The sequence below is a fragment of the Azospirillum oryzae genome, assembly GCF_008364795.1.
Lineage (GTDB): Bacteria > Pseudomonadota > Alphaproteobacteria > Azospirillales > Azospirillaceae > Azospirillum > Azospirillum oryzae.
Map to the genome: position 1 here is coordinate 668,538 of NZ_VTTM01000001.1, position 26,059 is coordinate 694,596.

A 26,059-nucleotide genomic window follows, 5' to 3' on the forward strand; every position below is an offset into this window, starting at 1 on the left:
GTTTTGCGGGGCCAGACTGGTGCCTGTGAACGGTTTTGCGGGAGATGGGCCATGACCGGCCGGACGATCACGGGACGCGCGGCGGGTGAAGCTTCGGTGAAGGGGCGGCGGGAACTGGCGGCGCTGAACGACGCGCTGACGCTGGCCGAACGCGGGCTGGGGCGGCAGACCACGGCGGCGCTGATGGCGCGGCTGCTGCGGGTCGCCGCGATGTTCCCGCGGTCGGTGGACGACACGCTGATGTGGCAGGTGACCGACCTCGTCACCGGCGACGACGTGTCGGACGGCGTGAAGCTGACGCTGATCCGCATGGGCTGGGCGTCCATCGTCCAGGCGCAGTACAGGGCGCATGGGCTGCGGATGGCTGCCGCCCCGAAGTGCCGGCAGGCCGCCGCAGCCTGACTTACAGGGGGGAACCGGCAGGGATTAGGCCGGCAGAACTTGCCCGGCGGCAGACTCCACCGCCCCGGCGGACGCATCAAGTTACGGAAACGGAAGGACTTCCCGTTCGGCGTTGAAATTGCATCGCGGTCTGCGCTGCCGGCAGTTGCTGTCGGGCGAAGGCGCAACCAACAGCGGGATTACCGCGATGCAGATCAACGGCTACAGCGGCTATACGAACTCTCTCCACACCCAGCCGCAGACGGCGACCGCCCGCAAGGGCTGGGGCAGCAGCGCAGGGCCGACCACCGACACCACCGCCGTCGCCGACTTCCTGGCGGAGGCGAAGAAGTCGCCGGCCGAGCGGATTCGCGACGAGTGGCTCGCACGTCACAAGATGACGAAGGACGACCTGAACGCGTTGCCCCCGGAACAGCGGGAAGCCATCGAAAAGGAGATCGCGGAGGAACTGAAGCGGAAGCTGACGGGGCAGGACGCCAAGCGCGGCGCAGTGATGAATTTGACCGCCTGACGCCTTCCCGGACCTACGCCCTTCCCGCCCCGTCCGGTTCCGTCACGCGTCGCGCACGCTCACATGCACATTCACCCCGCCCTCGCGCTCCAGCAGCGCGGCGGCCTGAGCCTCCTGATCCGGCGATTCGACGCGCACCCACAGGATGACGCCGCCGGCTTCCAGCGCGCGGGTGAACTCGTCGGGCTTGGGGTGGCTGGTCAACTCGTCCAGATAGTCCTTGATGGCCGCACCACCGACGCCGGCCGCGACCAACGCCGCCAGCGCGGCCTCGATGGGACCGCCGACGATGGCGATCAGGCCGGCGGTGGTCAGGGGGAAGGCGTATTTCAGTTCGCCCACCAGACCGGTCAGCGCCTCGTCCCGCGGCTTGCCCTTCGGATCCGCGACATCCAGCGAGGCGTGGCTGGCCAGGACCGACAGGTCGGCGCGGTCGAAGCCGGCCGCCAGCACCGCCTCCACTGCACGGTCGAAACCGGCGCGGGTGGAGAAGAGGGCAACGACCTCCCGCACCTCGGCGGGTACGGTTTCCTCGGTCATTTGCGTCATGATGGCCGTCTCCCTATTTTTCAGCTTGCCCTATTGTAGCGACCGCCGGCGCGTGCCCGTCAACGGCGACGGGGACGCACCCTCGAGTCGTTCGTGCGCGTCCTGTTGTCCCATGCTCCGCCATCCCGCCTATCCCGCGGCCGCATATCCCGTGCTACGGTGCGCTCCCGATACAACACCCATCCAAGGCCTCGTGGTTCCCGTGTCCGACACCGCAGAAATCGTCATTCCGCCCGACGCCACGCCGATGATGGCGCAGTATCTGGAGATCAAGCAGGCGCATCCCGACTGCCTGCTGTTCTACCGGATGGGCGACTTCTACGAGATGTTCTTTCAGGATGCGGTGAACGCCGCGGCGGCGTTGGACATCGCGCTGACCAAGCGCGGCCAGCATCTGGGCGAAGACATCCCGATGTGCGGCGTGCCGGTGCACAGCCACGAGAATTACCTGCAGCGCCTGATCCGCCAGGGCTTCCGCGTCGCCATCTGCGAGCAGATGGAAGACCCGGCGGAGGCGAAGAAGCGCGGGGCGAAATCGGTGGTGAAGCGCGGCGTCATCCGCATCGTCACCCCCGGCACCCTGACCGAGGACAGCCTACTGGACGCCCGCTCCTCCAACTGGCTGGCGGCGGTGGCGGAGACGGCGGGCGGGCTGGGGCTGGCCTGGCTGGAGATGTCCACCGGCGAGTTGGTGGTGCAGCCGGTGGAGCGGACGGGGCTCGGGGCGGCGCTGGGGCGGCTCGATCCGCAGGAAGTGCTGATCTCGGAGAAGCTGTCGCAGACGCCGGAGCTGTTCGAGCTGTGGGGCGAATGGAAGTCGCGGCTGACCGTGCAACCCAACCCGCGATTCGACAGCGAGAACGGCAAGCAGCGCCTGCTGAGCCAGTATGGCGTCGGCACGCTGGACGCCTTCGGCAATTTCAGCCGGGCGGAAGTCGCGGCGGCCGGCGCGCTGGTGGGGTATGTCGAGCTGACGCAGAAGGGACGCGTGCCCCGGCTGTCGCCGCCGCGCCGGCTGGGGCCGGGCGCGGTGATGGAGATCGACGCCTCCACCGCCCGCAATCTCGAATTGACGCGGACGCTGAGCGGAGAGCGGCGTGGCAGCCTGCTCGCCACCATCGACCGCACGGTGACGGGGGCCGGCGCCCGGCTGCTCTGCGCCCATCTGGCGGCGCCACTGACCGATCCCGCCGCCATCGGCCGCCGGCTGGACATGGTGGAGTTCGCGCTGGCCGAGGAACGGCTGCGCGGTGAGCTGCGGCAGGCGTTGCGCAGCTGCCCCGATCTGGAGCGCGCGCTGTCGCGGCTGACGCTGGGGCGCGGGGGACCGCGCGATCTGGCGGCGATCCGCGACGGGCTGCGGCAGGCAGGTCTGATCCGCGAACTGCTGGCAGGATCCATGCCGCTGCCGGATGGGCTGGCGGCGCTCGACAAGCGGCTGGGCGCGCATTCGGAACTGGTGGACCAGCTGACCCAGGCGCTTGCGCATGAGTTGCCGCTGCTGGCCCGCGACGGCGGCTTCATCGCGCGCGACTACAGCTATGCGCTGGACGAGCTGGTGACGCTGCGCGACGAGAGCCGGCGGCTGATCGCCGGGTTGCAGACGAAATATGCCGAGATCGCCGGGGTGCCGTCGCTGAAGGTCAAGCACAACAACGTGCTGGGCTATCACATCGAGGTCACCGCCGCCCATGCCGACAAGCTGATGTCGGACCGGGCCCGCGAGGTCTTCATGCACCGGCAGACCATGGCGAACGCCGTGCGCTTCGGCACGGTGGAGCTGTCGGACCTGGAGCGGCGGATTTCGGAGGCCGCCGACCGGGCGCTGGCGGTGGAGCTGGAGCTGTTCGGCGGGCTGGTCGAGGCGGTGGCGGCAAAGGCCGACGCCATCGCCCAGGCGGCGCATGCGCTGGCGGCGCTGGATGTCGCCACCTCGCTGGCCGAACTGGCGGAGGAACGGCGCTACAGCCGGCCGCTGGTGGATGACAGCCTCGCCTTCTCGATCAAGGGCGGGCGGCATCCGGTGGTGGAGGCGGTGCTGGACGCCGCCCATGGCGGGCCGTTCGTGGCCAACGACTGCGATCTGGCGCCGGACAACCGGCTGTGGCTGCTGACCGGCCCGAACATGGCCGGCAAGTCCACCTTCCTGCGGCAGAACGCGCTGATCGCGGTGCTGGCGCAGATGGGCGGATTCGTGCCGGCGGAGCATGCGCATATCGGGGTGGTGGACCGGCTGTACAGCCGCGTCGGCGCCGCCGACGATCTGGCGCGCGGGCGCTCCACCTTCATGGTCGAGATGGTGGAGACGGCGGCGATCCTGAACCAGTCCGGTGCGCGGGCGCTGGTGATCCTGGACGAGATCGGGCGCGGCACGGCGACCTTCGACGGGCTGTCGATCGCCTGGGCCTGCGTCGAGCATCTGCACGACGTGAACCGCTGCCGGGCGCTGTTCGCCACGCACTATCATGAACTGACGATGCTGGCGTCGAAGCTGCCGGCGCTGTCCTGCCACACCATGCGGATCAAGGAGTGGCAGGGCGACGTGGTGTTCCTGCACGAGGTGACGGCGGGGGCGGCGGATCGCAGCTACGGCATCCACGTCGCCAAGCTGGCCGGCCTGCCGCCGGCGGTGGTCGGGCGGGCGGACGAGGTGCTGAAGCTGCTGGAATCGGGCGACCAGAACGCGACGATCCACCGGCTGGCGGAGGATCTGCCGCTGTTCAGCGCGGCGTTGAAGCGGCCGGCGCCCAAGGTGGAGGCGGAGGTCGCGTCTGCAGGGCCTTCGGCGGTGGAAGAGGCTCTGGCGGGGATCGACCCGGACAGTCTGACGCCCCGGCAGGCTTTGGAGGAGCTGTATCGGCTGCGGGGGATGCTGCGCTGATTCTCCGCGGAGATCCCTTCTCCCCCCTGGGGAGAAGGTTAGGATGAGGGGGTTCGGCGTAGCCGAAGACGTTCGGCAGATGCATCCCTCTCACCCTGACCCTCTCCCCGGGGGGGAGAGGGGAGTTTGGGCAGTCAAGCCATCACTGCGCCTGAACCAGCTCCCCATGCCGCTCGCAGGCGGCTTCGGCCAGTTCCACGAACGGCTCGGTCACGTCGTCGGGCTGGGCGACCTTGGTCGGATCCTCGCCCGGGAACGCCTGGGTGCGCAGCTTGCTCGCCACCACGCCGGGGTCGATCAGGTTGACGCGCAGGGTCGAACCGGTGACCTCCATCGCGTAGGTCTTCACGATCATCTCCAGCGCCGCCTTGCTGGCGCCATAGGGCATCCAGTAATGATGCGGTGCCTTGGCGGCGGCCGAGGTGACGAAGATGGCGCGGCCGGTGCCGGACGCGCGCAGCAGCGGGTCCATCGAACGGATCAGGCGATAGTTGGCCGTCACGTTCAGGTCCATCACCCGCGCCCACAGCTTCGGATCATACTGGGCGACCGGGCCGAGCGCCTCCAGCGCGCCGGCATTGCCGACGACGACGTCCAGCTTGCCGAAACGCTGGTAGAGCGCGTGGCCGAGCTGGTCGATCTTGTCGTAGTCGCGGAGATCCATCGGCACCAGGGTTGCCGACTGGCCGGAGATCTTCTGGATGGCGTCGTCGGTCTCCTCCAGCCCGCCGACGGTGCGGGCGACCAGGACCAGATGGGCGCCTTCGGCGGCGAAGCGCTTGGCGACGGCGGCGCCGATGCCGCGCGAGGCGCCGGTGACGAGGGCGATGCGGCCGGAGAGACGGGACATGGTGACGACTCGTTTCCTGGGATTATTATTCGTTCACATACGAAAAACCCTCTCCCGGGGCGGGAGAGGGTGTTAACTCAGGCGCGGACGGCGACGTTCGCCTCGACCGGCGGATTTTCCAGCGCGTCGGTCAGCGGGATCGGGTAGTCGCCGGTGAAGCAGGCGTCGCAATAGCCGAGATTGGCCGGGTCACGCTTTTCCTCGCCCATCGCCCGGTACAGGCCGTCGAGCGAGATGAAGGCAAGGCTGTCGGCCTGGATGAACTCGCGCATCTGTTCCACCGTCATGCGGTGGGCCAGCAGCTTGCCCTGCTCCGGCGTGTCGATGCCGTAGAAGCAGGGGTGCGAGGTCGGCGGGCTGGAAATGCGCATGTGCACCTCGGCGGCGCCGGCGGCGCGGACCATCTCGACGATCTTCTTCGACGTGGTGCCGCGGACGATGCTGTCGTCGACCAGCACGACGCGCTTGCCCTCGATCATCGCGCGGTTGGCGTTGTGCTTCAGCTTCACGCCGAGATGGCGGATCTGGTCGGTCGGCTCGATGAAGGTGCGGCCGACATAATGGTTGCGGATGATGCCGAGGTCGAAGGGCACGCCGGCTTCCTGGGCGTAGCCCAGCGCCGCGGGCACGCCGCTGTCGGGCACCGGCACGATCACGTCGGCGGGCACGCCGGCCTCGCGGGCCAGTTCACGGCCGATGCGCTGGCGCGCCTGATAGACGGAGGTGCCCTCCATCACGCTGTCGGGACGGGCGAAGTAGATGTATTCGAAGATGCACAGGCGGCGCTGCTGCGGCTGGAACGGACGCAGGCTGTGAAGGCCGCTGCCGTCGATGACGATCATCTCGCCCGGCTCGACGTCGCGGACATAGTCGGCGCCGACGATGTCGAAGGCGCAGGTCTCGCTGGCCAGGATATAGGTGTCGCCCAGCTTGCCCAGCACCAGCGGACGGACGCCGAGCGCGTCACGCACGCCGATCACTTCCTTGGAGGTCAGCGCCACCAGGGAGAAGGCGCCCTCGACCTGCCGCACCGCCTCGATCAGGCGATCGACCGGCGAGCCGCCGCGGGCGGTCGCCATCAGATGGACAATCACCTCGGTGTCGGTGGAGGACTGGAACAGGCAGCCGCGGCGGACCAGTTGGCGGCGCAGCACCTGGGCGTTGGTCAGGTTGCCGTTGTGCGCCAGCGCGAAGCCGCCGAACTCGAAATCGGCGTAGAGCGGCTGGACATTTCGGATCGAGGTGTCGCCGGTGGTGGCGTAGCGCACATGGCCGATGGCGCTGCCGCCCTTCAGCTTGGCGATGATCGCCTCGGAGCTGAAATGGTCGCCGACAAGGCCCAGCGTGTGCTGGAGATGGAAGCGCCCACCGTCGAAGCTGACGATGCCCGCCGCCTCCTGCCCGCGGTGCTGCAGGGCGTGCAGGCCCAGCGCCGTGATGGCGCCCGCCTGCGGGTTGCCGTAGATGCCGAACACGCCGCACTCTTCGCGCAGCTTGTCGTCGTCGAACGGATGCGTCGTCAGCATCACCAGAAGTCCTTCGTCCAAGAGGCGCCGGAGGCGCGCGTCAGCACATGCAACGGAAAGAAACGGTCCACAAACGTCGATAGCGCCGAAACCGAGCGGTCAAGCTCAGCGGGCGTTGTTCTGCATCAGCCTTTCAAGGTCGGCGCGGTCGCGGTCCTTATAACCGGTATCGGGCGCCTGCGCACCCCCGGTCTTCGCGGGGCTGGGCACCGGTGTCGACAGGCGGTCGAGCGCCTGCTTGGCCTCAATCGCCTGACGCGCACGGTCGCGCGCCATGTCCATCTGGCCGAGCCCTTCCCGGCGCAGGGTCTCCGGCACGAAGGCATAGAGGGTCTCGGCGCCGGCGGCCAGGAGGGGGCGGGTCTTCGCCTGCTGCAGCCACACCGGCTGTTCGGCCGGGTTGGGCACCAGCCACAGGAAGAACAGATAGGCGATGGACACCAGCACCCCGCCCTTCACCAGCCCGAAGGCGAAGCCCAGCGTGCGGTCCAGCGCCGACAGGGCCGAGGCCTGCACCCCGCGCGACAGGCTGCGGCCCAGCAGCGACAGCACGATCAGCGCGACGATGAACACCGCAACCGCCGAGGCGGCGTAGGCCAGCATCTCGAAGCGGATATAGATCTGCGCGTAGGGAAGGACATGGGGCAGCGCGTAGAGCGTGACGATCGCGGCGCCGGCCCAGGCGGCGACCGACACCACTTCGGCCACCAGCCCCCGGCTGAAGGCCAGAAGCGCGGCCAGAAGCACGACGGCGATGACGACGATGTCGACCGGATTGACGGGAAGATTATCCATGTCCCTGTGCCGATTGCCTGTACCGATTGATGAGGTACCGATTGATGACGGAAGTGCGGTCAGATGAATTCGTCATCGCGCCAGCGGCGCGTGTCGTTGTCGTCGTGAGGGCGCCGCGAGGGCGGCCGGCCGGAGGAGCCCTGCGGCTGGAACAGCGGCATCAGCTCGCCCAACTGCTGGAGTTCGACCGTCTTCAGGCCGTTGTCGCCGCGGCTGCCCTTCTTGCCGGTGCGCCGCGCCGGGAAGATGGCGGAGGAGAAGCCGAGCTTCGCCGCCTCCTTCAGCCGCGTGTCGCTCTGGCCGACGGCGCGGACCTCGCCCGACAGACCGATCTCGCCGAACACCACCGCGTCGGCCGGCACCGGCTCCCCGGTCAGTGACGATACGAGCGCGGCGGCGACGGCGAGGTCGGCGGCGGGCTCGGTGATGCGCAGGCCGCCGGCAACGTTCAGATAGACGTCGTTGGCGCCGATCTGCACGCCGCAGCGCGCCTCCAGCACCGCCAGCACCATGGCGAGGCGCGCCGAATCCCAGCCGACCACGGCGCGGCGCGGCGTGCCGAGCGGCGACGGGGCGACCAGCGCCTGCACCTCCACCAGGACTGGGCGGGTGCCCTCCATCCCGGCGAAGACGGCCGCACCCGACACGTCGCCCCGGCGTTCGGCCAGGAACAGGGCGGACGGGTTGGCGACCTCGCCCAGCCCGGCGTCGCCCATCTCGAACACGCCGATCTCGTCGGTCGGGCCGAAGCGGTTCTTCACCGCGCGCAGGATGCGGAACTGGTGGCCGCGCTCGCCTTCGAAATAGAGGACGGTGTCCACCATGTGCTCCAGCACGCGGGGACCGGCGATCATGCCTTCCTTGGTCACATGGCCGACCAGCAGCAGGACGACTCCGCGCCGCTTGGCGATGCGGATCAGCTCCTGCGCGCTGGCGCGGACCTGGGCGACGGTGCCGGGGGCGCTGTCCAGATTGTCCATGTACATGGTCTGGATCGAATCGATGACGATCACCTCCGGCCCCTTGGCGTCGTCGAGCGAGGCGACGATGTCGCGCACGCTGGTAGCCGAGGCCAGATCGACGGGGGCGGTGGCGCAGCCGAGGCGCTGGGCGCGCAAGCGGACCTGATCGACCGCCTCCTCGCCCGAGACATAGGCGCAGCGGTGGTCCTGGGACAGCCGGGCCATCGCCTGGAGCAGAAGGGTCGACTTGCCGATGCCGGGATCGCCACCGATCAGGATGGCCGAGCCGGGAACCAGACCGCCGCCGCAGACGCGGTCGAACTCGGCGATGCCGGTCATGCGGCGCGGCGGCGCCTCGCTGGATCCGTGCAGGCCGACGAAGTCGATGCGGCGGCCACGCGCAGAGCCCAGCCCCTTGGGCGCGCTGTCGGGCGCCGCCTCCTCGACGAGGCTGTTCCATTCGCCGCAGGCGTCGCACTTGCCTGCCCATTTCGGGAAGGAGGCGCCGCAGGCCTGGCAGACATATCGGGTGGTGGGCTTCGCCAAAGGTCTGGTAGTCCGATGGGGATAGGGCCCGCCACATATAGCAAGCCGTTCCGCCGAATCCTACGCTTGCAGGGGTGGAATGCAGGAGCTTTTTTCAGACCGGCGCCGTGATAGGTTGCTCGCGCTGTCTGCGGATGGGCGCAGCGGTTGAAGAATGTCAGAGGATTTACGTGACGGATGAAGGTCTGATGGACAGGGAAGGACGGCGGATCGTGCTGCACGGTCCGGAAGGGTTCGAGGCGGTGCGGAAGGCCTGCCGGCTGGCGGCCGAGACGCTGGACTACATCGTGCCCTTCGTGGTGCCGGGGGTCAGCACCGGGCGGCTCGACAAGCTGATCGAGGAATTCCAGCGCGACCGCGGCGGCATTCCGGCGACGCTGGGCTATCAGGGCTATCCGGCCAGCAGCTGCATCTCGCCCAACCATGTCGTCAACCACGGCATCCCCAGCGACGACAAGAAGCTGGTGGAGGGCGACATCGTCAACATCGACGTCACCGTGATCCTCGACGGCTGGTACGGCGACAGCAGCCGGATGTATTTCGTCGGCGAGAAGATCGGCGTGAAGGCGCGCAAGCTGGTCGACCTGACCTGGCGCTGCATGATGGCCGGCATCGCCCAGGCCAAGCCGGGCAATCATCTGGGCGACATCGGCCATGCCATCCAGACGATGGCGGAGGCGGCCCGCTGCTCCGTCGTGCGCGATTTCGGCGGGCACGGCATCGGGCAGGTCTTCCACGGCGCCCCGCATGTCGACCATTTCGGCAAGCCCGGCACCGGCGTGGAACTGCGCCCCGGCATGATCTTCACGGTGGAGCCGATGATCAACGCCGGCCGGCCGGAGGTGAAGATCCTGTCCGACGGCTGGACCACGGTCACCCGCGACCGCTCGCTGTCGGCGCAGTTCGAGCACCAGATCGGCATCACCGAGGACGGCTGCGAGATCTTCACCCTCTCCCCCGCCGGCTTCACCCAACCTCCTTATGGGCTGCCCTATGGGAACGCCGCATGAGTGACGAACTGAAGCCGTGGGAGGTGCTGGACAGCCGCGAGTTGCTGGACGCCAGCCCATACCTGAAGGTGAGGGCGGAGACGGTGCGGCTGCCGGACGGGCGGACGGTGGAGAATTTCTATCAGCTGGACCAGCCCGACTTCGCGCTGATGTATGTCGAGACCGAGGACGGCCGGGTGGTGATGCTGCGCACCTACAAGCATGGGGCGCGGCGCGTCAGCCTGACCTTCCCGGCCGGCGCCATCGACCCCGGCGAGGAGCCGCTGGATGCCGCCAGGCGCGAACTGCTGGAAGAGACCGGCTATGCCGCCGACGACTGGACGGCGCTGGGCGGCTTCGTCGTGGGTGCGAACTCCAAGGGCAGCACCTGCCACATGTTCCACGCCAAGGGCGCCCGCAAGGTGGCGGAGCCCGATCATGGCGATCTGGAGGACATGCGGATCGAACTGCACAGCGCGCGCGAACTGATCGACGCGGCGGCTCGCGGCGATTATGCGGTTCTGCCGGTGATCGCCATGCTGGGGGCGATGCTGATGCCCGAACTGCGCGAAGGGCTGGGCATGGCGGCGCGGAGCGTACGATGACGGACGGCGCACTGACCGCCGAACGGCTGATCGAATTGCTGGGGTTGCAGCCGCATCCGGAAGGTGGCTGCTATGTCGAAACCTATCGGGCGCCGGGGGATGGCGGACGTGGGGCGGTCACCGCGATCTATTTCCTGCTGCGGGCGGGGGAGCGGTCGCATTGGCATACCGTGGATGCCGTGGAGATCTGGCTCTGGCATGGCGGGGCGCCGCTGGAGCTTTCGATTTTCGAAGAGGGCGGCGCGGTCGAGCGCCGACGGCTGGGGATGGACCTCGCCGGCGGCGAACGGCCGCAGGCGGTGGTGCCGGTCGGGGCGTGGCAGGCGGCGCGGAGCCTCGCCGAAGTGCCGGACGGCTGGTCGCTGGTGAGCTGCACCGTGGCGCCGGCCTTCGAATTCGCCGGGTTCAGGATGGCGCCGGAGGGCTGGGAGCCGGGGGAGAGCCTGTGAGGGGAGGATGATCGCCCACCCCTCCCCCGGCGCGGCGTTCAGGCCGGGAGAGGAGTGGGCTCGCGGTTCAACGCCGCACGTCACCCCCCCTCAAACGAACCCTTCATAGACCACCTCCGTCATCATCCCCGTCTCCATGTGCAGCAGGTTGTGGCAGTGCAGCGGCCAGCGGCCGGGGTTGTCGGCGTCGAAGGCGACGGTCACGCTGGCCATCATCGGCACCAGAACGGTGTCGCGCACCGCCCCCGCCACCGGCCGGCCATCGATCGCCACCACCTGGAAATGGTGGCCGTGCAGGTGCATCGGGTGCGCCATCATCGACGCATTCTCGAAGGTCAGCTCCACCCGCTGGCCCTGGCGGACCAGCAACGGCCGGTGCTCGCCGAAGGTCTTGCCGTCGAGGCTCCAGACATAGGGCATCATCGACCCGGTCAGCTGCATCCGCCGCGTCTGGTCGGCCGTCCGCACCGCCAGCGGCGTCACGCCGCTCAACCGGCGTTCAAGTGACAGGTCCAGCGCGTCGGTCACCGCCTGCCCGGTGTCCGCGACCTTTTCCACCGCCGCACCGGGGGTGGCGAGGATGATGCCGGTGCGCTGCACCGCCCCTTCGCGCAGAGCCAGGATCGGGAAGGCGCCGCCGTCGGCGGGCAGGGTCAGGCGGATGTCGAGCCGCTGCCCCATCGACAGGCCGAAACGGGTGCCCGGCACCGGATGCACCGGGTTGCCGTCGGCGGCGATCACCTGTCCGCTCAGCCGCCCGAGGTCGAGATGGAAGGCGGTGGAGGTGGCGCCGTTGATGACGCGCAGCCGCACCCGCCCGCCCCGCTCGACCCGCACCACCTGCGGATCGGCAAGGGTGCGGTCGTTGGCCAGATAGGCGTCGTAATCGATGTCGTTCAGGTCCATCGCCATGCCGCCGGACATGCCGGCCATGTCATGGCCGTTGCCCTGTGCCGGGGAGCCGTGCCCCATGGAGCCGTGGTTCATCTGACCGTGGTTCATCTGACCGTGGTTCATCTGGCCGGTGGGCATTTGGCCTTGATTCATCTGGCTATGATTCATGGCGCCATGATCCATGGAACCGTGGTTCATGGCCCCCTGCCCCATGCCGCCGGTACCATGCCCGCCATGCGCCATCCCGCCGGACGGCCCACCCAGCGACGCCAGAAGCTCGGCCGGGTCGCGGAAGGTGAAGTCGTGCAGCAGGATGACCACCTCCTGCTCGTCGGCGCGGAGATCCTCGTCGCTGCGGACCACCAGCGGGGCGGCCATCAGCAGCTGTTCCTGCATCCCGTGGTGGGAGTGCATCCAATGGGTACCGGTGCGCGGCGCGAAGTCGTAGCGAACCGTCAGGCCATCGCGGATCGTCGGCCGGTTCATGTCGGCGACGCCGTCCTGGACATAGGGCGGGGTCTGGCCATGCCAGTGGATGACGGTATCCTCCCCGGCCCTGTTCGTCAGGTCGACCAGAAAGCGCCGGCCGGGATCGAGGATCAGCCCATGCGTGCCGTCGGGTTGGCGGATGCCGAACAGGCTGGCGGCCCTGCCGTTCACCTCCAGGCTGCGGCGCTCGACGGTCAGGCGGACGGCGTCGCCGGCGGTGGGGCCGGCGGTGGGGCCGGCGGCAGGGTCGACAGCCGGGCCGGCAGCCAGGACGGAGCGGGGAAAGGCGGGCAGCAGGGCGGCACAGCCGCCGGCCGCCGCCGTGGACAGCAGACGGCGGCGGGAAAGCGCGAGAGTCATGACGGACTCCGGATGTTCTGGGGAGATGGGACGGATGGCGGCGCCGCTCAGGACCAGCAACGCAAGGACATCATCCCAGCCGGGGCGGCGGCAGATCGGGCCGCCGGCCCAGCCCCTCGCGCAACGGCCCGGCGGCCCAGACCAACCGCGGTCCCGCCGATCCGAGCGGCGACGCCATCTCGGCACCCGGCAACCCCACCGGCACAGCGGCGCAGGCCATTCCGGCGCAGCAGGGCTGCACCGCATGGTGTGGCCGGCCCGGCGCCTGCCGGCCGTGGTCGATGCGGTTCGTATTCATCGCGTGCGACGTGCCGTGCGACATGGCAGGAGACGCGACGGCAGCCGGTGAACCCGGCCGCTCGTGCGGGCACGCGGCGGCGGCGGCACCCGACCACAGCAGCAGGCCGAGCATCACGAGGACCATCGCCCCCGCGACACCGCTCAACCTCCGCATCCAGTCGGCGACGCGCATCGGCACCGCACCGCTCCCGCTTGTTGTCAGCCTTTTCAGATAGGCCCGAGGGCCGAACCGGTCAACCACCCCCGACCGCAGGACAAGCCCTCTACCCCTTCGGTCCTAGGCGCTTTCCCGAGCATGGAACTGCAACACACCGCCCCTATATTGGCGCTCACCCGAAACCAGCCCGAACTCTTCCAGATGTCCGCCCCCGCCCGTCCGGCCAATTTCCCGCACACCGCGACCCGCCAGCTGCATTGCGCCTGCTGCGGCCGTCCCTTCGTCCGTCCGTCCACGCGGGGACCGGCGCCGCTCTATTGCTCGGTTGATTGCCAGAAGCAGATGCGGGTCCGCACGCGGGTGTGGAGCCAGCGCGACGACGCCCCCTTCGGTCTGCGCCGCGCGTCCTAGCCCCTTCATCTTATCTCGACGGTCGCGCTGTCGCTGCGGCCGTCGGCGTCCAGCACGGTCACCCGCACCACCCCCGGCCCCGCCGGCCGCCACAGCACCTCGCGCGCGATGGGGGACTGGGCGATGCGCCGGCCATCGATCAGCCAGGACAAAGGGCGCCGCCCACCGCTGGCGGTCAGGGTCATCGGCTCCCCCCTGCCGTCCGGCCCCAGCGCCTCCAGAACCATGTCGCTGACCGGGAAGGTCAGGCGCAGGCGGTCAGTCTGTCGCGGTCCCGCCAATTCCACCTCGCCCGGCCGCAGGCGGCGCAGCAGTTCCGGCGGCGCGTCGTTGCGCACCGGCCCGGCGGGGCGGCCGCGTTCGGCCGGCAGCAGGTCGAACACCTCGAACAGCAGCGGGGCGGCGGTGTTGCGGCCATAATGGTCGGGGCTGGGCGTGCCGTCCGGCCGGCCGACCCACACCCCCACGGTGTAGCGCCCGGTGACACCGAAGGCCCAGGCGTCGCGGAAGCCATAGCTGGTGCCGGTCTTCAGCGCCACCGGCCCGCTGCCGCGCAGCTCCTGCGCCTGCACCACGCCCGGCGGCGGCGGGGAGCCTTCCAGGATCGCCCGCACCTGCTGCGCCGCAGTCGCCGACAGCAGCCGACGCTCCGGCCCGTCCTGCTGCTCCACCACGGTACGCAGCGGCGCCACCAACCCGTCGCGCGCCAGCCCGCTGTAGAGAGTCGTCATGTCCCACAGGCTGATCGACGCCCCGCCGAGCGCCACCGGCAGCCCCGGCAGCGCCGTGCCGCTCGGCAGCACCAGCCGGGATCCTGCCTTGCGCAGCGCCTCGGCGAAGCGCAGCGGCCCGACGCGGTCGAGCACCAGCACCGCCGGCACGTTCAGCGAGCGCTGCAACGCCTCCATCACCGTCAGGTCGCCGGTGAAGCTGCGGTCGAAATTGCGCGGCGCCCAGTCGCCGAAGCGGGTGGAGACGTCGGCGATCTGGGTCAGCGGGTGGATGATGCCGTCGTCGAAACCCAGCCCATAGATGAAGGGCTTCAGCGCCGACCCCGGCGAGCGCACCGCCCGCACCATGTCGATCGGCCCCTGCCGGGTCTCGTCCAGCGCGTCCGGACTGCCGAGATAGGCCAGGACCGAACGGTCGCGGTTGTCGACCACCAGCACCGCCAACCCGGCCTGTGGGTTCAGCGTCTCCGCCGCCCGGCGGGCCATCGCTTCGATGGCGTGCTGCAGCGTGCCGTCGATGGTGGTGGCGACCACCGGCCGGTGGAGATCGGCGTTGCGCAGCCGGTCGGCCAGATGCGGGGCCGAGGCCGGCAGGGACAGGCGGGCCGCCGGCACCGGCAGGGTCTTCGCCTCCGCCACCGCCTTGGGCGGCAGCGCGCCGGCTTCCGCCACCCGGTCCAGCACCTTGTCGCGCGCCGCCTGCGCCCGCTCCGGATAGCGGTCCGGCCGCAGGCGGGAGGGCGATTGCGGCAACGAGACCAGCAGCGCCGCCTCCGCCGCGTCCAGTTCCACCGGCGCCTTGCCCAGCAGCATCAGCGAGGCGGCGCGGATCCCTTCGATGTTGCCGCCATAGGGGGCGAGCGTCAGGTACATGCCGAGGATGTCGCGCTTGCCGAAGCGCCATTCCAGCTGCGCCGCCCGCGCCGCTTCGATCAGCTTGGCGGTGAAGGTGCGCGGACGCGGCTCCAGCAGGCGGGCGACCTGCATGGTGATGGTGGAGGCGCCGGAAACCACCCGCCCCGCTCCCAGATTCTGCGCCGCCGCCCGCAGCACCGCCAGCGGATCTACGCCGGCATGGCTTTCGAACCGCCGGTCCTCATAGGCCAGCAGAAGCTCGACGAACAGGGGCGACACGTCGTCCACCGTCGCCGGCAGCCGCCACGCCCCCGCGCCGTTGGTGAAGATGCGCAAAGGCTGGCCCTTGCGGTCGGTGACGGTCACCGACAGGTCGGCCAGCCGTTCCAGCGGCGGCGGGAACAGCCGGTCGAGCGCCAGCGCCGTCCCCATCAGGGCGGCGACGCCCGCCGCGGCAAGCGCCGACCGCCGCACCCAAAGCTTACGCACCCAATCCCGCGCCAATCGTCACTCCGCCGGATGGACCGTGATCCGCCCGGTGGTCTGGCGGGCGAAGAAGCGCGGCTTGTACATGTCCTCCACCGTGGCGCCCGGCAGTTCATAGGTGCCGGGGGTGATGGCGCGGACGATGAAGGCCAGCTTGAAGGTCTGCTGGTCCTCCGTCAGGTCCACCGCGGCGACATAGCGGTCGTCGCGCGCCTCGGTCGTGCGGGTGTAGCTGAGATCGCCCAGCCACTGCATCTCCTCCGGCGTGCCGCCGCCCAGCTTGGCGTTCTCGATCTCCCAGCCGGCGGGCAGCGCGTGGGTGACCATGCCCTGGTGGAACAGCTTGGTGTTGGCCTCGCCCTCCAGCACGACGACGAAGACGTCGTTCTGCTTGATGCTGTCGAGGTTCAGCACCTCGCCCTTGCGGGTGAAGAAGTTGCGCTTGATGCGCAGCCCCTCGCGCGCCGCCGGCTGCGGCGCCACCGGCACGCCGGACAACGACACCGCCTGCCACACCGCCGCCTTGCCGGCATTGGCCACCGGGATGCCGGCCTTCAGCTGGGCCAGCGTCGGGGTCAGGTCGACCCGCGTCCCATCCTTCCTGGCACCGCCCAGCGTCACCTCGACCTTGGCCGGCGCGCCGCGCAGCAGGGCGTCGGCGGCCAGGACCGACCACGCCTTTTCCTGCGTGTTGGTGCGGCCGGCGGCGGTGGCGGAGGCCGGAAGCCGGTCGATCAGCGCCGGGATGCGGGTGCCCGCCATGTCGACCTCGGTCATCAGCGCCACCAGCGCCGCGGAGTCGCGTACGGTGGAGCCGTAATCGACATGCCACTCTTCGCGCGCCAGATGGGCGACCGCACTGTCGAAGGCGCTGGCCGCCCGCTCCTTGTCGCCCATGCGGGCGAGCGCGGCGCCGAGCTGTCCCTTGGCGAGCGGGGTCGGCAGCTTCTCCAGCGCGGTGTCGTGCAGGTAGCGCGCCGGCCCCGGCAGCGACACGCCGGCCAGCGCCAGCGTGTGCAGGGCATAGGCGCGCACTGCCAGATCCCCCGGCTCGCTCGCGCTGGCGATGGCGCGCTGGCGCAGCCAGGTCAGCGCATCGGTCAGCGGCTTGTCCGGCACCGCCTCCCCCTTCTGCTTGGCGCGGACCAGGAACTCGGTGGCATAGGCGGTCAGCCAGCCGTCGGCCTCGTCATGGGCGCCCCACAGGCCGAAGGCGCCGTCGAAGCGCTGCTTGTCGAGCGTGCGGGAAATCGCCTGCTGGACGCGCGCCTCCAGGCCGTCGTCCGGCTTGCGGTCCTTGCCCAGCGCCAGTTCGACGTCGCGCACCACCAGCAGCGGCAGGGCACGGCTGACCGTCTGTTCCAGGCAGCCGAACGGATAGCGGTCGAGCGCCCGCAGGATGCCGCCGACATCGAAGGGCGGCGCGGTGGTGAAGCTGGCCGACCAGTTGGTCGTCCCCGGCAGATAGGTCGCCAGCTCCGCCCCGTCGAAGCGGACGCTCTCGCCGGGGGCGATCTGGCGGGTGAGGAACTGCGTCTCCACCGAGCGGGCCGGGCGGACGGTGATGCCGTAGTCGTGGTTCAGCGCCAGATTCTCCGGCCCCTTCACCGCCACGGCGACATGGCCGATGCCGGCGGCGACGCCCTTCAGCGGCACCACCAGCGTCTTGCGCTCGCCCTTCGCCAACGGGACGGAGAGGGTGCCGCCCTCCACCGACACGGCGTCCTGCGCGGTCACCGCCACCTCGTAGGTGCCCGCCGCCGCTTCGACATTGTGCAGCGACAGGGTCACGCGGCTGTCGTCGCCGGGGGCGAGGAAGCGCGGCAGGATGGCGTCGGCCACCAGCGGATCGCGCACCGTCACCGGCCCGGCGGCGGAGCCGACCCGGCCGCGGCTGTAGGCCACCGCCATCAGGCGAAGCTCGCCGTTGAAGTCCGGCACGTCGAAGCCGATGCGGGCGGTGCCGTCGGCGCCGACCTTCACCGGCCCGTGGAACAGCGAAACCACGGTGAAGGGCACCACCGGCAGCCCGGCACCGCTGGAGTCGCCGCCCTGGCGCATGGCGCCATAGGGGCCGTCGAGCGGGTCGATCAGCCGGCCGTAATCGTCGCGGATGTCCAACCCCAGCCGGCGCTTGCCGAAATAATGCTTTTCCGGCTGCGGGCTGGCGAAGTCGGTCAGCCGCAGGATGCCCTCGTCCACCGCGGCCAGCGTGACATAGGTGTCCTCGATCTTCCCGCCATCGGCGGCGGCGACCTTCACCCCGACCTCCAGCCGGCTGCGCGGGCGCATCACCTGCGGCGCGTCGAGCGACACGGTCATCGTGCGCACCGACGGATCGACACCGACCCAGGCGACGCCCATGGCGCGCACCGGCTGGCGCTCCCGCCCCTTGACCGGCGGACGATAGGCGGTGGCGGTGACATAGGCGCCGGGGCCCCAGGCGGCATCGACCGGGATTTCCACCGTCGCCCCTTCGGCCGGGACCGACAGGGTGCGGACGTCGAAGATGCGGTCGGTCGCCACCGTCACCAGCAACTCGCCGGCGAAGGGCGGAGCGATGCGGACGCGGGCGGTCTCGCCCGGCTTGTAGGACTGCTTGTCGGTCGAGACCTCCAGCTTGTCCGGGATGTCGGCGGTGTCATCGCCGCTCGCCCAGCCGGAATAGAAGCGGTAGGAGCTGGCGACACCGGCCGCCTTGTCCGTCACCTCCAGCCGGTAGCGGCCGAAGTCGCGCTTGCCCAGCGCAACCTGCGCCGGCTTTTCGGCGCCGACATCGACGGTCCCGGAGGCCAGCGGCACGTCGCGCACCGAGGCGTTGTAGCTGTAGCGGCCGTCGCGGCGGAACCAGACGAAGGAAACCCGTTCCTCCACCAGCTCCCATTTGACGCCGGGCTTGGCGATGGCGCTGCCGTCCGGCGCCACGGCGACGAGGTCGAAGGCGGCCTCCGCCCCCTCGCCGATGCGGCCGTCGGAAAAGCGCGGGCGCAGGCCCAGCGCATAGGTCTTGGGCCGCACCGGGACCGAAACCGACTTCTTCACCGGGCGCCCGCCCGGCTCCGACAGGGTGACGCGGATGTCGGCGCGCAGCGGCTTGCTGGTGTCCGGCACCTCCGGCAGCGTCACGGCGACGTGCGAGACCCCCTGCTCGTCGGTGGTCGGGAATTCCAGCGGGTCGAGCCGTTCGGTCGGGTTGTCCTGCACCCGGCCGAAACGATAGTCCTTGAAGGCTGGATAGGGCATCGGGTCGGGCTTCAGCGCCACCTCGGCGGTGCCGTCCAGCCCGGCGGCCGGCGGGCCGTAGAGGAAGCGGCCCTGCGCCGTCACCTCGAAGGGTTGGCCCGGCACCAGGATCGGCGCGCTGGCGGTCACGTCGAGCGCCAGCTTGATCGGCACGAAATCCTCGACCTGGAACCCGCCGCGGCCGATCGGCTCGCCCTTCGGGTCGCCATAGACCAGCACCTCCCAGCCGCCGAGCGGCGCGGTGCGGGTCAGGCTCAGCGGCAGGAAGAATCCGCCGGCCTCCTGCCCCTTCAGGGCACCGCTGTAATACTCGGTGCCGCTGGGGCGCAGGACCTTCACGGTCAGCGGGAAATTGTCGACCGCCTCCGTCTTGTCGTCGCGCAGCAGGATCGACAGGTTGACCGTCTCGCCCTGGCGGTAGACGCCGCGGTCGGAATAGACGAAGGCATCCATCGGCCCCGGCGTCGGACGCCCGCCGACCCCGCGGTCGCTGAGGTCGAAGGCGGCGCCGGTCAGGTCCTGCATGGCGAAGTCGGTGCCGAGATAGGCCATCACCATCTCGGGCGCGTTGCCGCCGGTCTTCAGCAGGCCGGGCGCGAAGCGGGCGCGGCCGAACTCGTCGGTCTTCACCCGCGCCAGTTCGGTGTTGTTGCGGGCGACCAGCGCCACATCCACCCCCGGCAGCGGCTTGGCGTTGCCGAAGGAGCGGGCGAACACGGTCAGCCCGTCGGCGCCGCGGAAGCTGGTCAGGCCGATGTCGGACAGCAGGACCCACTGGGTCGCCAGCGCGTCCCAGCGGTCGGCATCCTCCGTGTCATGCGGACGGGCGGTGACGACATAGAGGCCGGCCTTGGGATCGTCGCCCACCGCCTGGCGGAAGGGGATCGCGGCGGTGGTGTCGCGGTTGCGCTCGCCCTTCACGTCCAGCGTGCCGGTCCAGACCAGCTCGCCGTTCTCCTGGGCCAGCCGGTCGGCGGTATAGCCGGTCAGCTCGCTGAAGAGGCTGGCGTCATATTTGTTGGAGACCAGCGCCCGGTCGGCGATGCGGTAGACCGACACGTCGAGCCGGTCGGTGTTGACGCTGACCACCGGGATGCCGTCGGCACCCTTGCGCGGCAGAATGTAGGCGGACCCGCGGAAGGCCGCCATCGCCGGCCGGTCGGGCACGCGCACGCGCTGCGTCTCGTCCGCCTTCAACGCCACGCCGTCCTCGCCGGGCAGGCCCTGGCGCAGGGTGACGGTGTAGCCGTTGCCATGGGTGACACCGCGCAGGCACAGGCTGTTCTCGCGCGCCTCGATGGCGGTCTTGGTCGGCGGCTCCACCCGGACATAATCGTCGAAGCGCACGCCCTGCTTGCCGCTCAGCCGGTCGTTGAACTGGAAGCAGACGCGCGGGCTGCTGCCCTCGGCATTCACGGTGACGCCGGTCATCGCCAGACCGGCCTTGCGGCGCATGGCGACGATGCGCTCCTCCAGCTTCGGCGCCTGGGTGTCGAGCGTCGCCACCTCCATCTTCGGCGCGATTTCCTGGATCGCCTTCAGCGCCTTCACCGCCTCGTCCGGCTTGCCGAACGCCTCGTCCATCAGCGTGGCGATGCGCCAGAGGATGGCGACGCGCTCCTCGTCCTTCGGGTTGAACTGCCCGGCCATGACGGCGCTGTGCAGCGCGCGGTCCTTGTTCGGCGGAGTGGCGGCCATCCAGGCCGCGCTCAGCTCCAGCCAGACCGACGGCGAGCCGCCGCCCTGGGTGATGGTCTTCTCATAGGCCTGGATGGCGCCGGCCATGTCCTTGCGGTCGCGGGCGGCACGCGCCTGCTTCAGCAGGTCGGCGATCACCTGCGGCTTGGGCTGCGGCGGCGATTTCAGCAGAAGCCCGTTGGCATAGGCGGTGGCGTCCGACAGCGCTCCCGGCGGCGTGTAGTCGGCATGGACCGGACCGGCCGCGAAAACCATCACCACCAGAACCCAAAGCAGCGTCAGCAGCCGTGCCATCATGTCGCCTTACAAGCGGAAGCGGGAATGCCCCCGGTTATAGCGCCGATAATCGGTGCATGGCGATATGGCGAACCGCCGATGCACCGTTCGGCTGTAGAGAGATCCCGCCGCACTTGTTCGCCCCTCGCGGATCGGGTAACGATCCGTTTCTAAAGCTTGCGAGGCGGTCGCAATCGGATGCTGGCCTATTGCCGCACAGTGCAGCAACGGTGGGGTCTGGCGCTTGCGCTCGCGCTGGCGTTCAGCCTGTTCCTGCGCGTTGCCGCCCCCACTGCCGGCGCCGCCGACCGCGACGGCTATGTCGCGATCTGCACCGGCAGCGAGATCGTCTATCTGCCGGTCGATCGGGACGGCGTCCCGCTTCCCCCCGGCGGCGAAGCCGACAAGCAGCCGCTTTCCCCGCTGCATATGCCCTGCAGCTGGCTCGGCCAGTACATCGCGCTGCTGCCGGCCCTGCAGCTGCCGGTCATTCCGGCCGGCATCCTGCTGGCGTCGGAGTCGGCGAAGCCCGACGAGGTCCACCGGCCGAAGGAGCGGAAGCCCTTCCAGTCCCAGGCCCCGCCATCCGGTCGTCATCCGACGCACTGAGCCGCCCGCTTGACCGGGCGATCCGTATCGCGACGACCGAATGGACACATCATGACTGGAACTCTGCAAGGCGGAGCCATCGGCTCTGTGCTCTATCGTGCGCTTTGGCGCTGGCATTTCTTCGCCGGGCTGATCTGCGCGCCCATCGTCATCCTGCTCGCCGTGACCGGCGGCATCTATCTGTTCAAGGACGAGATCAACGACGGCCTGCACCGCAACCTGCGCATCGTCGCGCCGCCGGGCACCGAGCGGCTGGCGCCCTCCGCCCTGGTGGCGAAGGCGCTGTCGGCACATCCCGGCACGCTGACGGGCTACAGTCCGCCGGAGGCGGCGGATCGCGCCGCCGGGGTGCAGATCGTCGGTGCCGATGGTCTCAAGGACATCGTCTATGTCGATCCCTACAGCGGCCGGGTTCTGGGCAGCCTGTGGGACGGCGGTGCCGCCGGATCGCCGTCGATGTATGTGGTGCGCAAGCTGCACAGCCTGAAATATGCGGGCTGGTTCGCCGAACGCATCGTCGAGGCCGTCGCCGGCTGGATGGTGCTGATGGTCGCCTCCGGGATTTACCTGTGGTGGCCGCGCGGCCGGAAGGGCGGGGTCGTCACGGTGCGCGGCGCGCCGGGGAAGCGCCTGTTCTGGCGCGACCTGCACGCCGTGACCGGCGTCTTCGTCAGCGTCTTCATCGTCTTCCTGGCGATGACCGGCCTGCCTTGGTCCGGCTATTGGGGCAAGCAGTTCTACGGCTTCGCCTATGCGGTCGGCATGGGCATGCCCGACGGCTACTGGGACAAGTATCCGGTCTCCACCGTGCCGCTGAAGGACAGCATCGACCGCGCCCCCTGGATCGTCGAGAACCAGCCGACGCCGCTGTCCACCGCCGCAAGCGGGGTTCCGGCCAAGCTGGACGACGTGGTGCGGACGGTGGAGGGGCTGGGGATCGCGCCGGGCTATGCCCTGGTCATTCCCGGCAAGCCGGACGGCGTCTTCACCGCGTCGGTCTATCCGGACGACATCACGAAGGAGCGGGTCGTCCATCTCGACCAGTATTCCGGCAAGGTGCTGTTCGACATGCAGCTGACGGATCTCGGCCTGTTCGGCCGGCTGGCGGAATGGGGGGTCAGCATCCATATGGGCCAGGCCTTCGGGCTGGCCAACCAGCTGGTGCTGCTTGCCTCGCTGGTGGCGATGGTCGGGCTGGTGGTGTCGGGGCTGGTGATGTGGTGGAAGCGCCGTCCCACCGGCAGCCTGGGCGCGCCGCGCCTTGCCGCCAGGGCCGGCGTACCGAAGGGGCTGATCGTCATCGCGGTCGCCGGCGGCCTGTTCTTCCCGATGGTCGGGATTTCGATGCTGGTCTTCGCCGTCATCGAGGCCGCGACCTACGGCGTCCGCACGCTCCGCACGGCCTGACCGCGCGTTGAGTTAGGGGGAAGCCGGGAGTTGTCCGGCTTCCACTGCCACACGCACGAAAGCCCGCTCCGCCAGACTGCGGTGGCGGTCGCGGTGGCGCAGCAGATGGAAGGGGCGGGACGGCAGGTCCAGCCCCTCCAGCGCGACGATGCGGCCAGTGGCCAGATCGTCGGCCAGGATCAGGTCCGACAGCACGCTCGCCCCCACCCCGGCCAGCAGGGCCGCGCGGATGATGCAGCCGCCGGGCAATGTCATGGCGACATCCAGCCCGCCCGGATCCAGCCCAACCCCGCGCACCGCCGCCTCGAACAGCGCGCGGGTGCCGGAGCCGGGTTCGCGCAGGATCCAGCGCCCGGCCGCCAGTTCGTCCCGCCCCACCCGGACAAGCCCGGCCCAGGGATGGCAGCCGCCCACCACCAGCCGCAGCCGGTCGCCCTCGACCGGTTCGCTGACCAGAGCCGAATCGGTCACCACCCCCTCGGCGATTCCCAGCTCGGCCCGGCCGTCGCGCACCGCTTCGGCCACCTGCTCGGTGTTGCCGATGGACAGGTCGACGCGGATGCCGGGATAGGCGGCGGCGAAGCGCAGCAGCCGCGGCGGCAGCCAGTGATTGCCGACGGTCTGGCTCGCCGCCAGCCGCAACGCACCGCGCGACAGGCCGGACAGCTCGGCCAGCATGGTCCCGGCCTCTTCCACCTTCGCCAGGATGGCGCGGGCCTGTCCGTGGAGAAGCTGGCCGGCGGCGGTCAGTTCCACCCGCCGGCCGATGCGGTCGAACAGGCGCAGGCCATGCTCCGCCTCCAGCGCGGCGATGGCGGCGCTGACCGCCGGCTGCGACAGGTGCAGCACCTCGGCGGCACGGGTGAAATGCAGCATCTCCGCCACCGTGGCGAAGATGCGCAGCTGTTCCAGCGTCACGCGAACAGCCCGGTGAAGGGCAGGAAATCGACCAGATCGCCGGGATTGACCGCGGTGGCCTCCGCCGGCATGTCGACCAGCCCGTCGGCCTCCACCATCGAGGTCAGCACGCCGGAGCTGTTGCTGGGGAACTTCACGGCGACCGGACGGCCGTCGGCGCCGCGCTCCAGCCGGGCGCGCAGGAACTCGCGGCGGCCGGGCTTCTTGGTGAAGGAGAAGTCGGCGACCACCAGACTGCGCGGCGTGGCGATGCCGGTCGCGCCGGACAGGCGCAGCACCAGCGGCCGGCCGACCAGCAGGAAGGTCACCATCGCCGACACCGGGTTGCCGGGCAGCCCCAGGAAGGGCGTATCGCCGACCCGGCCGAGCGCCAGCGGCTTGCCCGGCTTGATCGCCAGCGTCCACAAATCGATGGATCCCAGCGCATTGACCGCCGCCTTGACATGGTCCTCCTCGCCGACCGAAACGCCGCCGCTGGTGACGATCAGGTCGCAGTTGCCCGCCGCCTCGGCCAGGGCGGCGCGGGTGGCGTCCGGCCGGTCGGGCAGGATGCCGAGGTCGCGCACCTCCACCCCCAGCGCATCGAGCTGGGCGGCCAGCGTGTAGCGGTTGGCGTCATAGATGGCGTGGTCCGGCTTGGGCGTCCCCGGCTCCCGCAGCTCGTCGCCGGTGGAGAACAGCACCACGCTCAGCCGCTTGCGCACCATCAGGCTGGAGCGGCCGACCGCGGCGGCCAGCCCGACCTCCTGCGCGCGCATACGCTGGCCGGAATGCAGCACCACCGCACCGGCGGTCATGTCCTCCCCCGCCGGACGCACATTGGAGCCGCGCTTCAGAGAGGCCGGGACCAGCACGGCGTCGCCGTCGGTCCGGCAATCCTCCTGCATCGCCACGGTGTCGACCCCGGCGGGGACCGGCGCGCCGGTGAAGATTCGCACCGCCGTCCCGGCCGCGACGGTCCCTTCGAATCGGGAGCCGGCCGGCACGCGCCCGACGACAGCCAGCCGCCGGAAGCCCTCCCCCGCCTCGGCGGCGTATGCCCAGCCGTCCATGGCGGAGACGTCGGCCGGCGGCACATTCACCGGGGCCACCACCTCCTCCGCCAGCACGCGGCCGAGCGCCTGGCGCAGCGCCACCTCCTCCGTCCCGGTCACCGCGCCATAGCCCTGCGCGACGCGCGCGACCGCCTCGTCCAGCGACAGGGGAATGGGGCCGTGTGCGGAGCAATCGTCCATGATCTCGGTGTCCTTAAAATAGGTGTGGCGGCGCCCTACCTATCGCCAACTGCAGCCCACGACTTTGATCGGCGTCAAGGCTCTGTTTGGACATGGCGGCAATTCAGTCATTTACGCCGTCTCGGCCCGCAGCCACTCCAGATAGCCGGGATTGCCCCGCCCCAGCGCCAGTTCGACGACGCAAGGCGTGTCGTAGCTGTGCAGTTCGCGCACGCGGGCGGCCAGCCGGTCGAACAGGGAGGATCGCGTCTTGGCGATCAGCACCGCCTCGTCGGCCTGCTCCACCGCACCGTTCCAGCGATAGACGGAGGTCATGCCGTCCAGCACGTTGGCGCAGGCGGCCAGCCGCTCCTCCACCAGACTGCGGCCGATGCGCAGGGCCTCCTCCTTCGAACCGGCGGTGATGTAGGCGAAGACCAGATCGTCGTCATGGGTTTCCGGGCGGGCCGTTGGGCTGGTTTCCGGCATGGGGAAAGCCACCTCCTTTTCGATGCACCTGTGCGACGCTTTCGCGTAGGATGCCCGCACTTTGCCACAGCCCCCATGGGGGCCGGCAATCCCCTGTCCGATCCCGTATCCGCAAGAGCAGCCCGTCCCATGGCCAAGTCCCGCCGTTCCTCGTCCCGCTGCACCCCGTCCGACGTTCAGGGGGCATGGCTGCGCCGCGGTCTGGACCAGCCGGGCGGCAAGCTGCCGCTGTTCGACGAGCGCGGCCAGCGGGTGAAGAAGGCGACGGTGGAAGCCTGCCTGAAGGCCGGCTGGGCGGAGCGCTGGTTCGACAATCCGCTGAAGCCCGACTGGCTGGTCTGCCGCCTGACCGAAACCGGCCGCACGGCGCTGGACGGCCATGGCCACGGCGACGCCACCCCGGTCGGGGAGCCGCAGGACGACGCGCGGCAAGGCGCGCTGATTTAAAAGAGAAAAG

22 protein-coding genes are annotated in these 26,059 nt (G+C 70.0%); 10 read left to right on the top strand and 12 right to left on the bottom strand.

All coding sequences use genetic code 11. From position 1 onward, the window contains the following. Nucleotides 1-51 precede the first annotated feature (51 nt). Together FZ938_RS03210 and FZ938_RS03215 are read left to right on the top strand one after the other, a co-directional pair. A complete protein-coding gene (locus FZ938_RS03210; protein ID WP_149197213.1) occupies nucleotides 52-402 on the top strand; it encodes a hypothetical protein in 351 nt (116 codons plus the stop codon). Nucleotides 403-514: 112 nt separating this feature from the next. Beyond that, the gene (locus FZ938_RS03215) at nucleotides 515-913 is read left to right on the top strand and encodes a hypothetical protein (protein ID WP_149197214.1); all 399 of its coding nucleotides are present in this window, start codon (nucleotides 515-517) and stop codon (nucleotides 911-913) included. A gap of 42 nt (nucleotides 914-955) precedes the next feature. Here the strand turns inward: FZ938_RS03215 and FZ938_RS03220 are convergent, their stop codons facing one another. Continuing rightward, complete coding sequence (locus tag FZ938_RS03220; RefSeq protein ID WP_149197215.1) at nucleotides 956-1,462, bottom strand: hypothetical protein; 507 nt, start codon at nucleotides 1,460-1,462, stop codon at nucleotides 956-958. Nucleotides 1,463-1,709: 247 nt separating this feature from the next. On the opposite strand from FZ938_RS03220, the gene mutS reads away from it, so the two are divergent. Continuing rightward, nucleotides 1,710-4,343: a DNA mismatch repair protein MutS gene (gene mutS, locus FZ938_RS03225; protein WP_149197670.1), complete on the top strand. Its 2,634-nt coding sequence runs from the start codon at nucleotides 1,710-1,712 to the stop codon at nucleotides 4,341-4,343. Nucleotides 4,344-4,485: 142 nt separating this feature from the next. Here the strand turns inward: mutS and FZ938_RS03230 are convergent, their stop codons facing one another. The 4 genes from FZ938_RS03230 to radA all read right to left on the bottom strand — a co-directional run bounded on the left by FZ938_RS03230 (nucleotide 4,486) and on the right by radA (nucleotide 9,022). Further along, nucleotides 4,486-5,193, bottom strand: a complete 708-nt coding sequence (locus FZ938_RS03230; RefSeq protein ID WP_149197216.1) for an SDR family NAD(P)-dependent oxidoreductase — start codon at nucleotides 5,191-5,193, stop codon at nucleotides 4,486-4,488. Nucleotides 5,194-5,270: 77 nt separating this feature from the next. After that, nucleotides 5,271-6,719 carry an amidophosphoribosyltransferase gene (gene purF / locus FZ938_RS03235; RefSeq protein WP_149197217.1) on the bottom strand — a complete coding sequence of 483 codons (1,449 nt, stop codon included), beginning with the start codon at nucleotides 6,717-6,719 and terminating at the stop codon, nucleotides 5,271-5,273. A gap of 105 nt (nucleotides 6,720-6,824) precedes the next feature. Continuing rightward, on the bottom strand, nucleotides 6,825-7,514 hold the full coding sequence (locus FZ938_RS03240; protein ID WP_149197218.1) for a CvpA family protein: 690 nt from the start codon (nucleotides 7,512-7,514) through the stop codon (nucleotides 6,825-6,827). A 59-nt stretch (nucleotides 7,515-7,573) separates the two neighbouring features. After that, on the bottom strand, nucleotides 7,574-9,022 hold the full coding sequence (gene radA, locus FZ938_RS03245) for a DNA repair protein RadA (protein WP_149197219.1): 1,449 nt from the start codon (nucleotides 9,020-9,022) through the stop codon (nucleotides 7,574-7,576). 188 nt (nucleotides 9,023-9,210) lie between these two features. Between radA and map the strand changes: the two genes are divergently transcribed. From map to FZ938_RS03260, 3 genes are read left to right on the top strand one after another with little or no spacing between them, the layout of a single operon-like run. Next, the gene (map, locus tag FZ938_RS03250; protein ID WP_149197220.1) at nucleotides 9,211-10,032 is read left to right on the top strand and encodes a type I methionyl aminopeptidase; all 822 of its coding nucleotides are present in this window, start codon (nucleotides 9,211-9,213) and stop codon (nucleotides 10,030-10,032) included. Beyond that, on the top strand, nucleotides 10,029-10,616 hold the full coding sequence (locus FZ938_RS03255) for an NUDIX hydrolase (RefSeq protein ID WP_149197221.1): 588 nt from the start codon (nucleotides 10,029-10,031) through the stop codon (nucleotides 10,614-10,616). The genes map and FZ938_RS03255 overlap by 4 nt, the downstream gene beginning before the upstream one ends. Continuing rightward, the gene (locus tag FZ938_RS03260) at nucleotides 10,613-11,065 is read left to right on the top strand and encodes a cupin domain-containing protein (RefSeq protein WP_149197222.1); all 453 of its coding nucleotides are present in this window, start codon (nucleotides 10,613-10,615) and stop codon (nucleotides 11,063-11,065) included. Before FZ938_RS03255 ends, FZ938_RS03260 begins: the two co-directional genes overlap by 4 nt. A gap of 90 nt (nucleotides 11,066-11,155) precedes the next feature. On the opposite strand, the gene FZ938_RS03265 is transcribed toward FZ938_RS03260, so the two are convergent. Both FZ938_RS03265 and FZ938_RS03270 read right to left on the bottom strand, forming a co-directional pair. Next, nucleotides 11,156-12,808, bottom strand: a complete 1,653-nt coding sequence (locus tag FZ938_RS03265) for a multicopper oxidase family protein (protein ID WP_149197223.1) — start codon at nucleotides 12,806-12,808, stop codon at nucleotides 11,156-11,158. Nucleotides 12,809-12,878: 70 nt separating this feature from the next. Continuing rightward, nucleotides 12,879-13,253 (bottom strand): hypothetical protein, encoded by a 375-nt coding sequence (locus FZ938_RS03270; protein WP_149197224.1) that lies wholly within the window; start codon nucleotides 13,251-13,253, stop codon nucleotides 12,879-12,881. 150 nt (nucleotides 13,254-13,403) lie between these two features. On the opposite strand from FZ938_RS03270, the gene FZ938_RS03275 reads away from it, so the two are divergent. Continuing rightward, nucleotides 13,404-13,676 (top strand): hypothetical protein, encoded by a 273-nt coding sequence (locus tag FZ938_RS03275; RefSeq protein ID WP_246457480.1) that lies wholly within the window; start codon nucleotides 13,404-13,406, stop codon nucleotides 13,674-13,676. A 5-nt stretch (nucleotides 13,677-13,681) separates the two neighbouring features. Here FZ938_RS03275 and pbpC read toward each other — a convergent pair whose 3' ends face one another. Both pbpC and FZ938_RS03285 read right to left on the bottom strand, forming a co-directional pair. Then, nucleotides 13,682-15,751, bottom strand: a complete 2,070-nt coding sequence (pbpC, locus tag FZ938_RS03280) for a penicillin-binding protein 1C (RefSeq protein WP_246457481.1) — start codon at nucleotides 15,749-15,751, stop codon at nucleotides 13,682-13,684. Nucleotides 15,752-15,769: 18 nt separating this feature from the next. Further along, nucleotides 15,770-20,983 carry an alpha-2-macroglobulin family protein gene (locus tag FZ938_RS03285; protein WP_246798989.1) on the bottom strand — a complete coding sequence of 1,738 codons (5,214 nt, stop codon included), beginning with the start codon at nucleotides 20,981-20,983 and terminating at the stop codon, nucleotides 15,770-15,772. A 180-nt stretch (nucleotides 20,984-21,163) separates the two neighbouring features. Here FZ938_RS03285 and FZ938_RS03290 point away from each other — a divergent pair, with 180 nt between their 5' ends. After that, a complete protein-coding gene (locus tag FZ938_RS03290; protein ID WP_149197226.1) occupies nucleotides 21,164-21,574 on the top strand; it encodes a hypothetical protein in 411 nt (136 codons plus the stop codon). 51 nt (nucleotides 21,575-21,625) lie between these two features. Beyond that, the gene (locus tag FZ938_RS03295; protein ID WP_149197227.1) at nucleotides 21,626-22,981 is read left to right on the top strand and encodes a PepSY-associated TM helix domain-containing protein; all 1,356 of its coding nucleotides are present in this window, start codon (nucleotides 21,626-21,628) and stop codon (nucleotides 22,979-22,981) included. 12 nt (nucleotides 22,982-22,993) lie between these two features. Here FZ938_RS03295 and FZ938_RS03300 read toward each other — a convergent pair whose 3' ends face one another. From FZ938_RS03300 to cutA, 3 genes are all read right to left on the bottom strand, one after another. Next, nucleotides 22,994-23,899: a LysR family transcriptional regulator gene (locus FZ938_RS03300; protein ID WP_149197228.1), complete on the bottom strand. Its 906-nt coding sequence runs from the start codon at nucleotides 23,897-23,899 to the stop codon at nucleotides 22,994-22,996. Then, nucleotides 23,896-25,134: a molybdopterin molybdotransferase MoeA gene (locus FZ938_RS03305; RefSeq protein WP_149197229.1), complete on the bottom strand. Its 1,239-nt coding sequence runs from the start codon at nucleotides 25,132-25,134 to the stop codon at nucleotides 23,896-23,898. The genes FZ938_RS03300 and FZ938_RS03305 overlap by 4 nt, the downstream gene beginning before the upstream one ends. 111 nt (nucleotides 25,135-25,245) lie before the next feature. Further along, a complete protein-coding gene (gene cutA / locus FZ938_RS03310; protein ID WP_149197230.1) occupies nucleotides 25,246-25,602 on the bottom strand; it encodes a divalent-cation tolerance protein CutA in 357 nt (118 codons plus the stop codon). A 129-nt stretch (nucleotides 25,603-25,731) separates the two neighbouring features. On the opposite strand from cutA, the gene FZ938_RS03315 reads away from it, so the two are divergent. Beyond that, entirely contained in the window at nucleotides 25,732-26,049 is a 318-nt protein-coding gene (locus tag FZ938_RS03315; RefSeq protein ID WP_149197231.1) for a hypothetical protein, read from the top strand. Nucleotides 26,050-26,059: the final 10 nt, after the last annotated feature.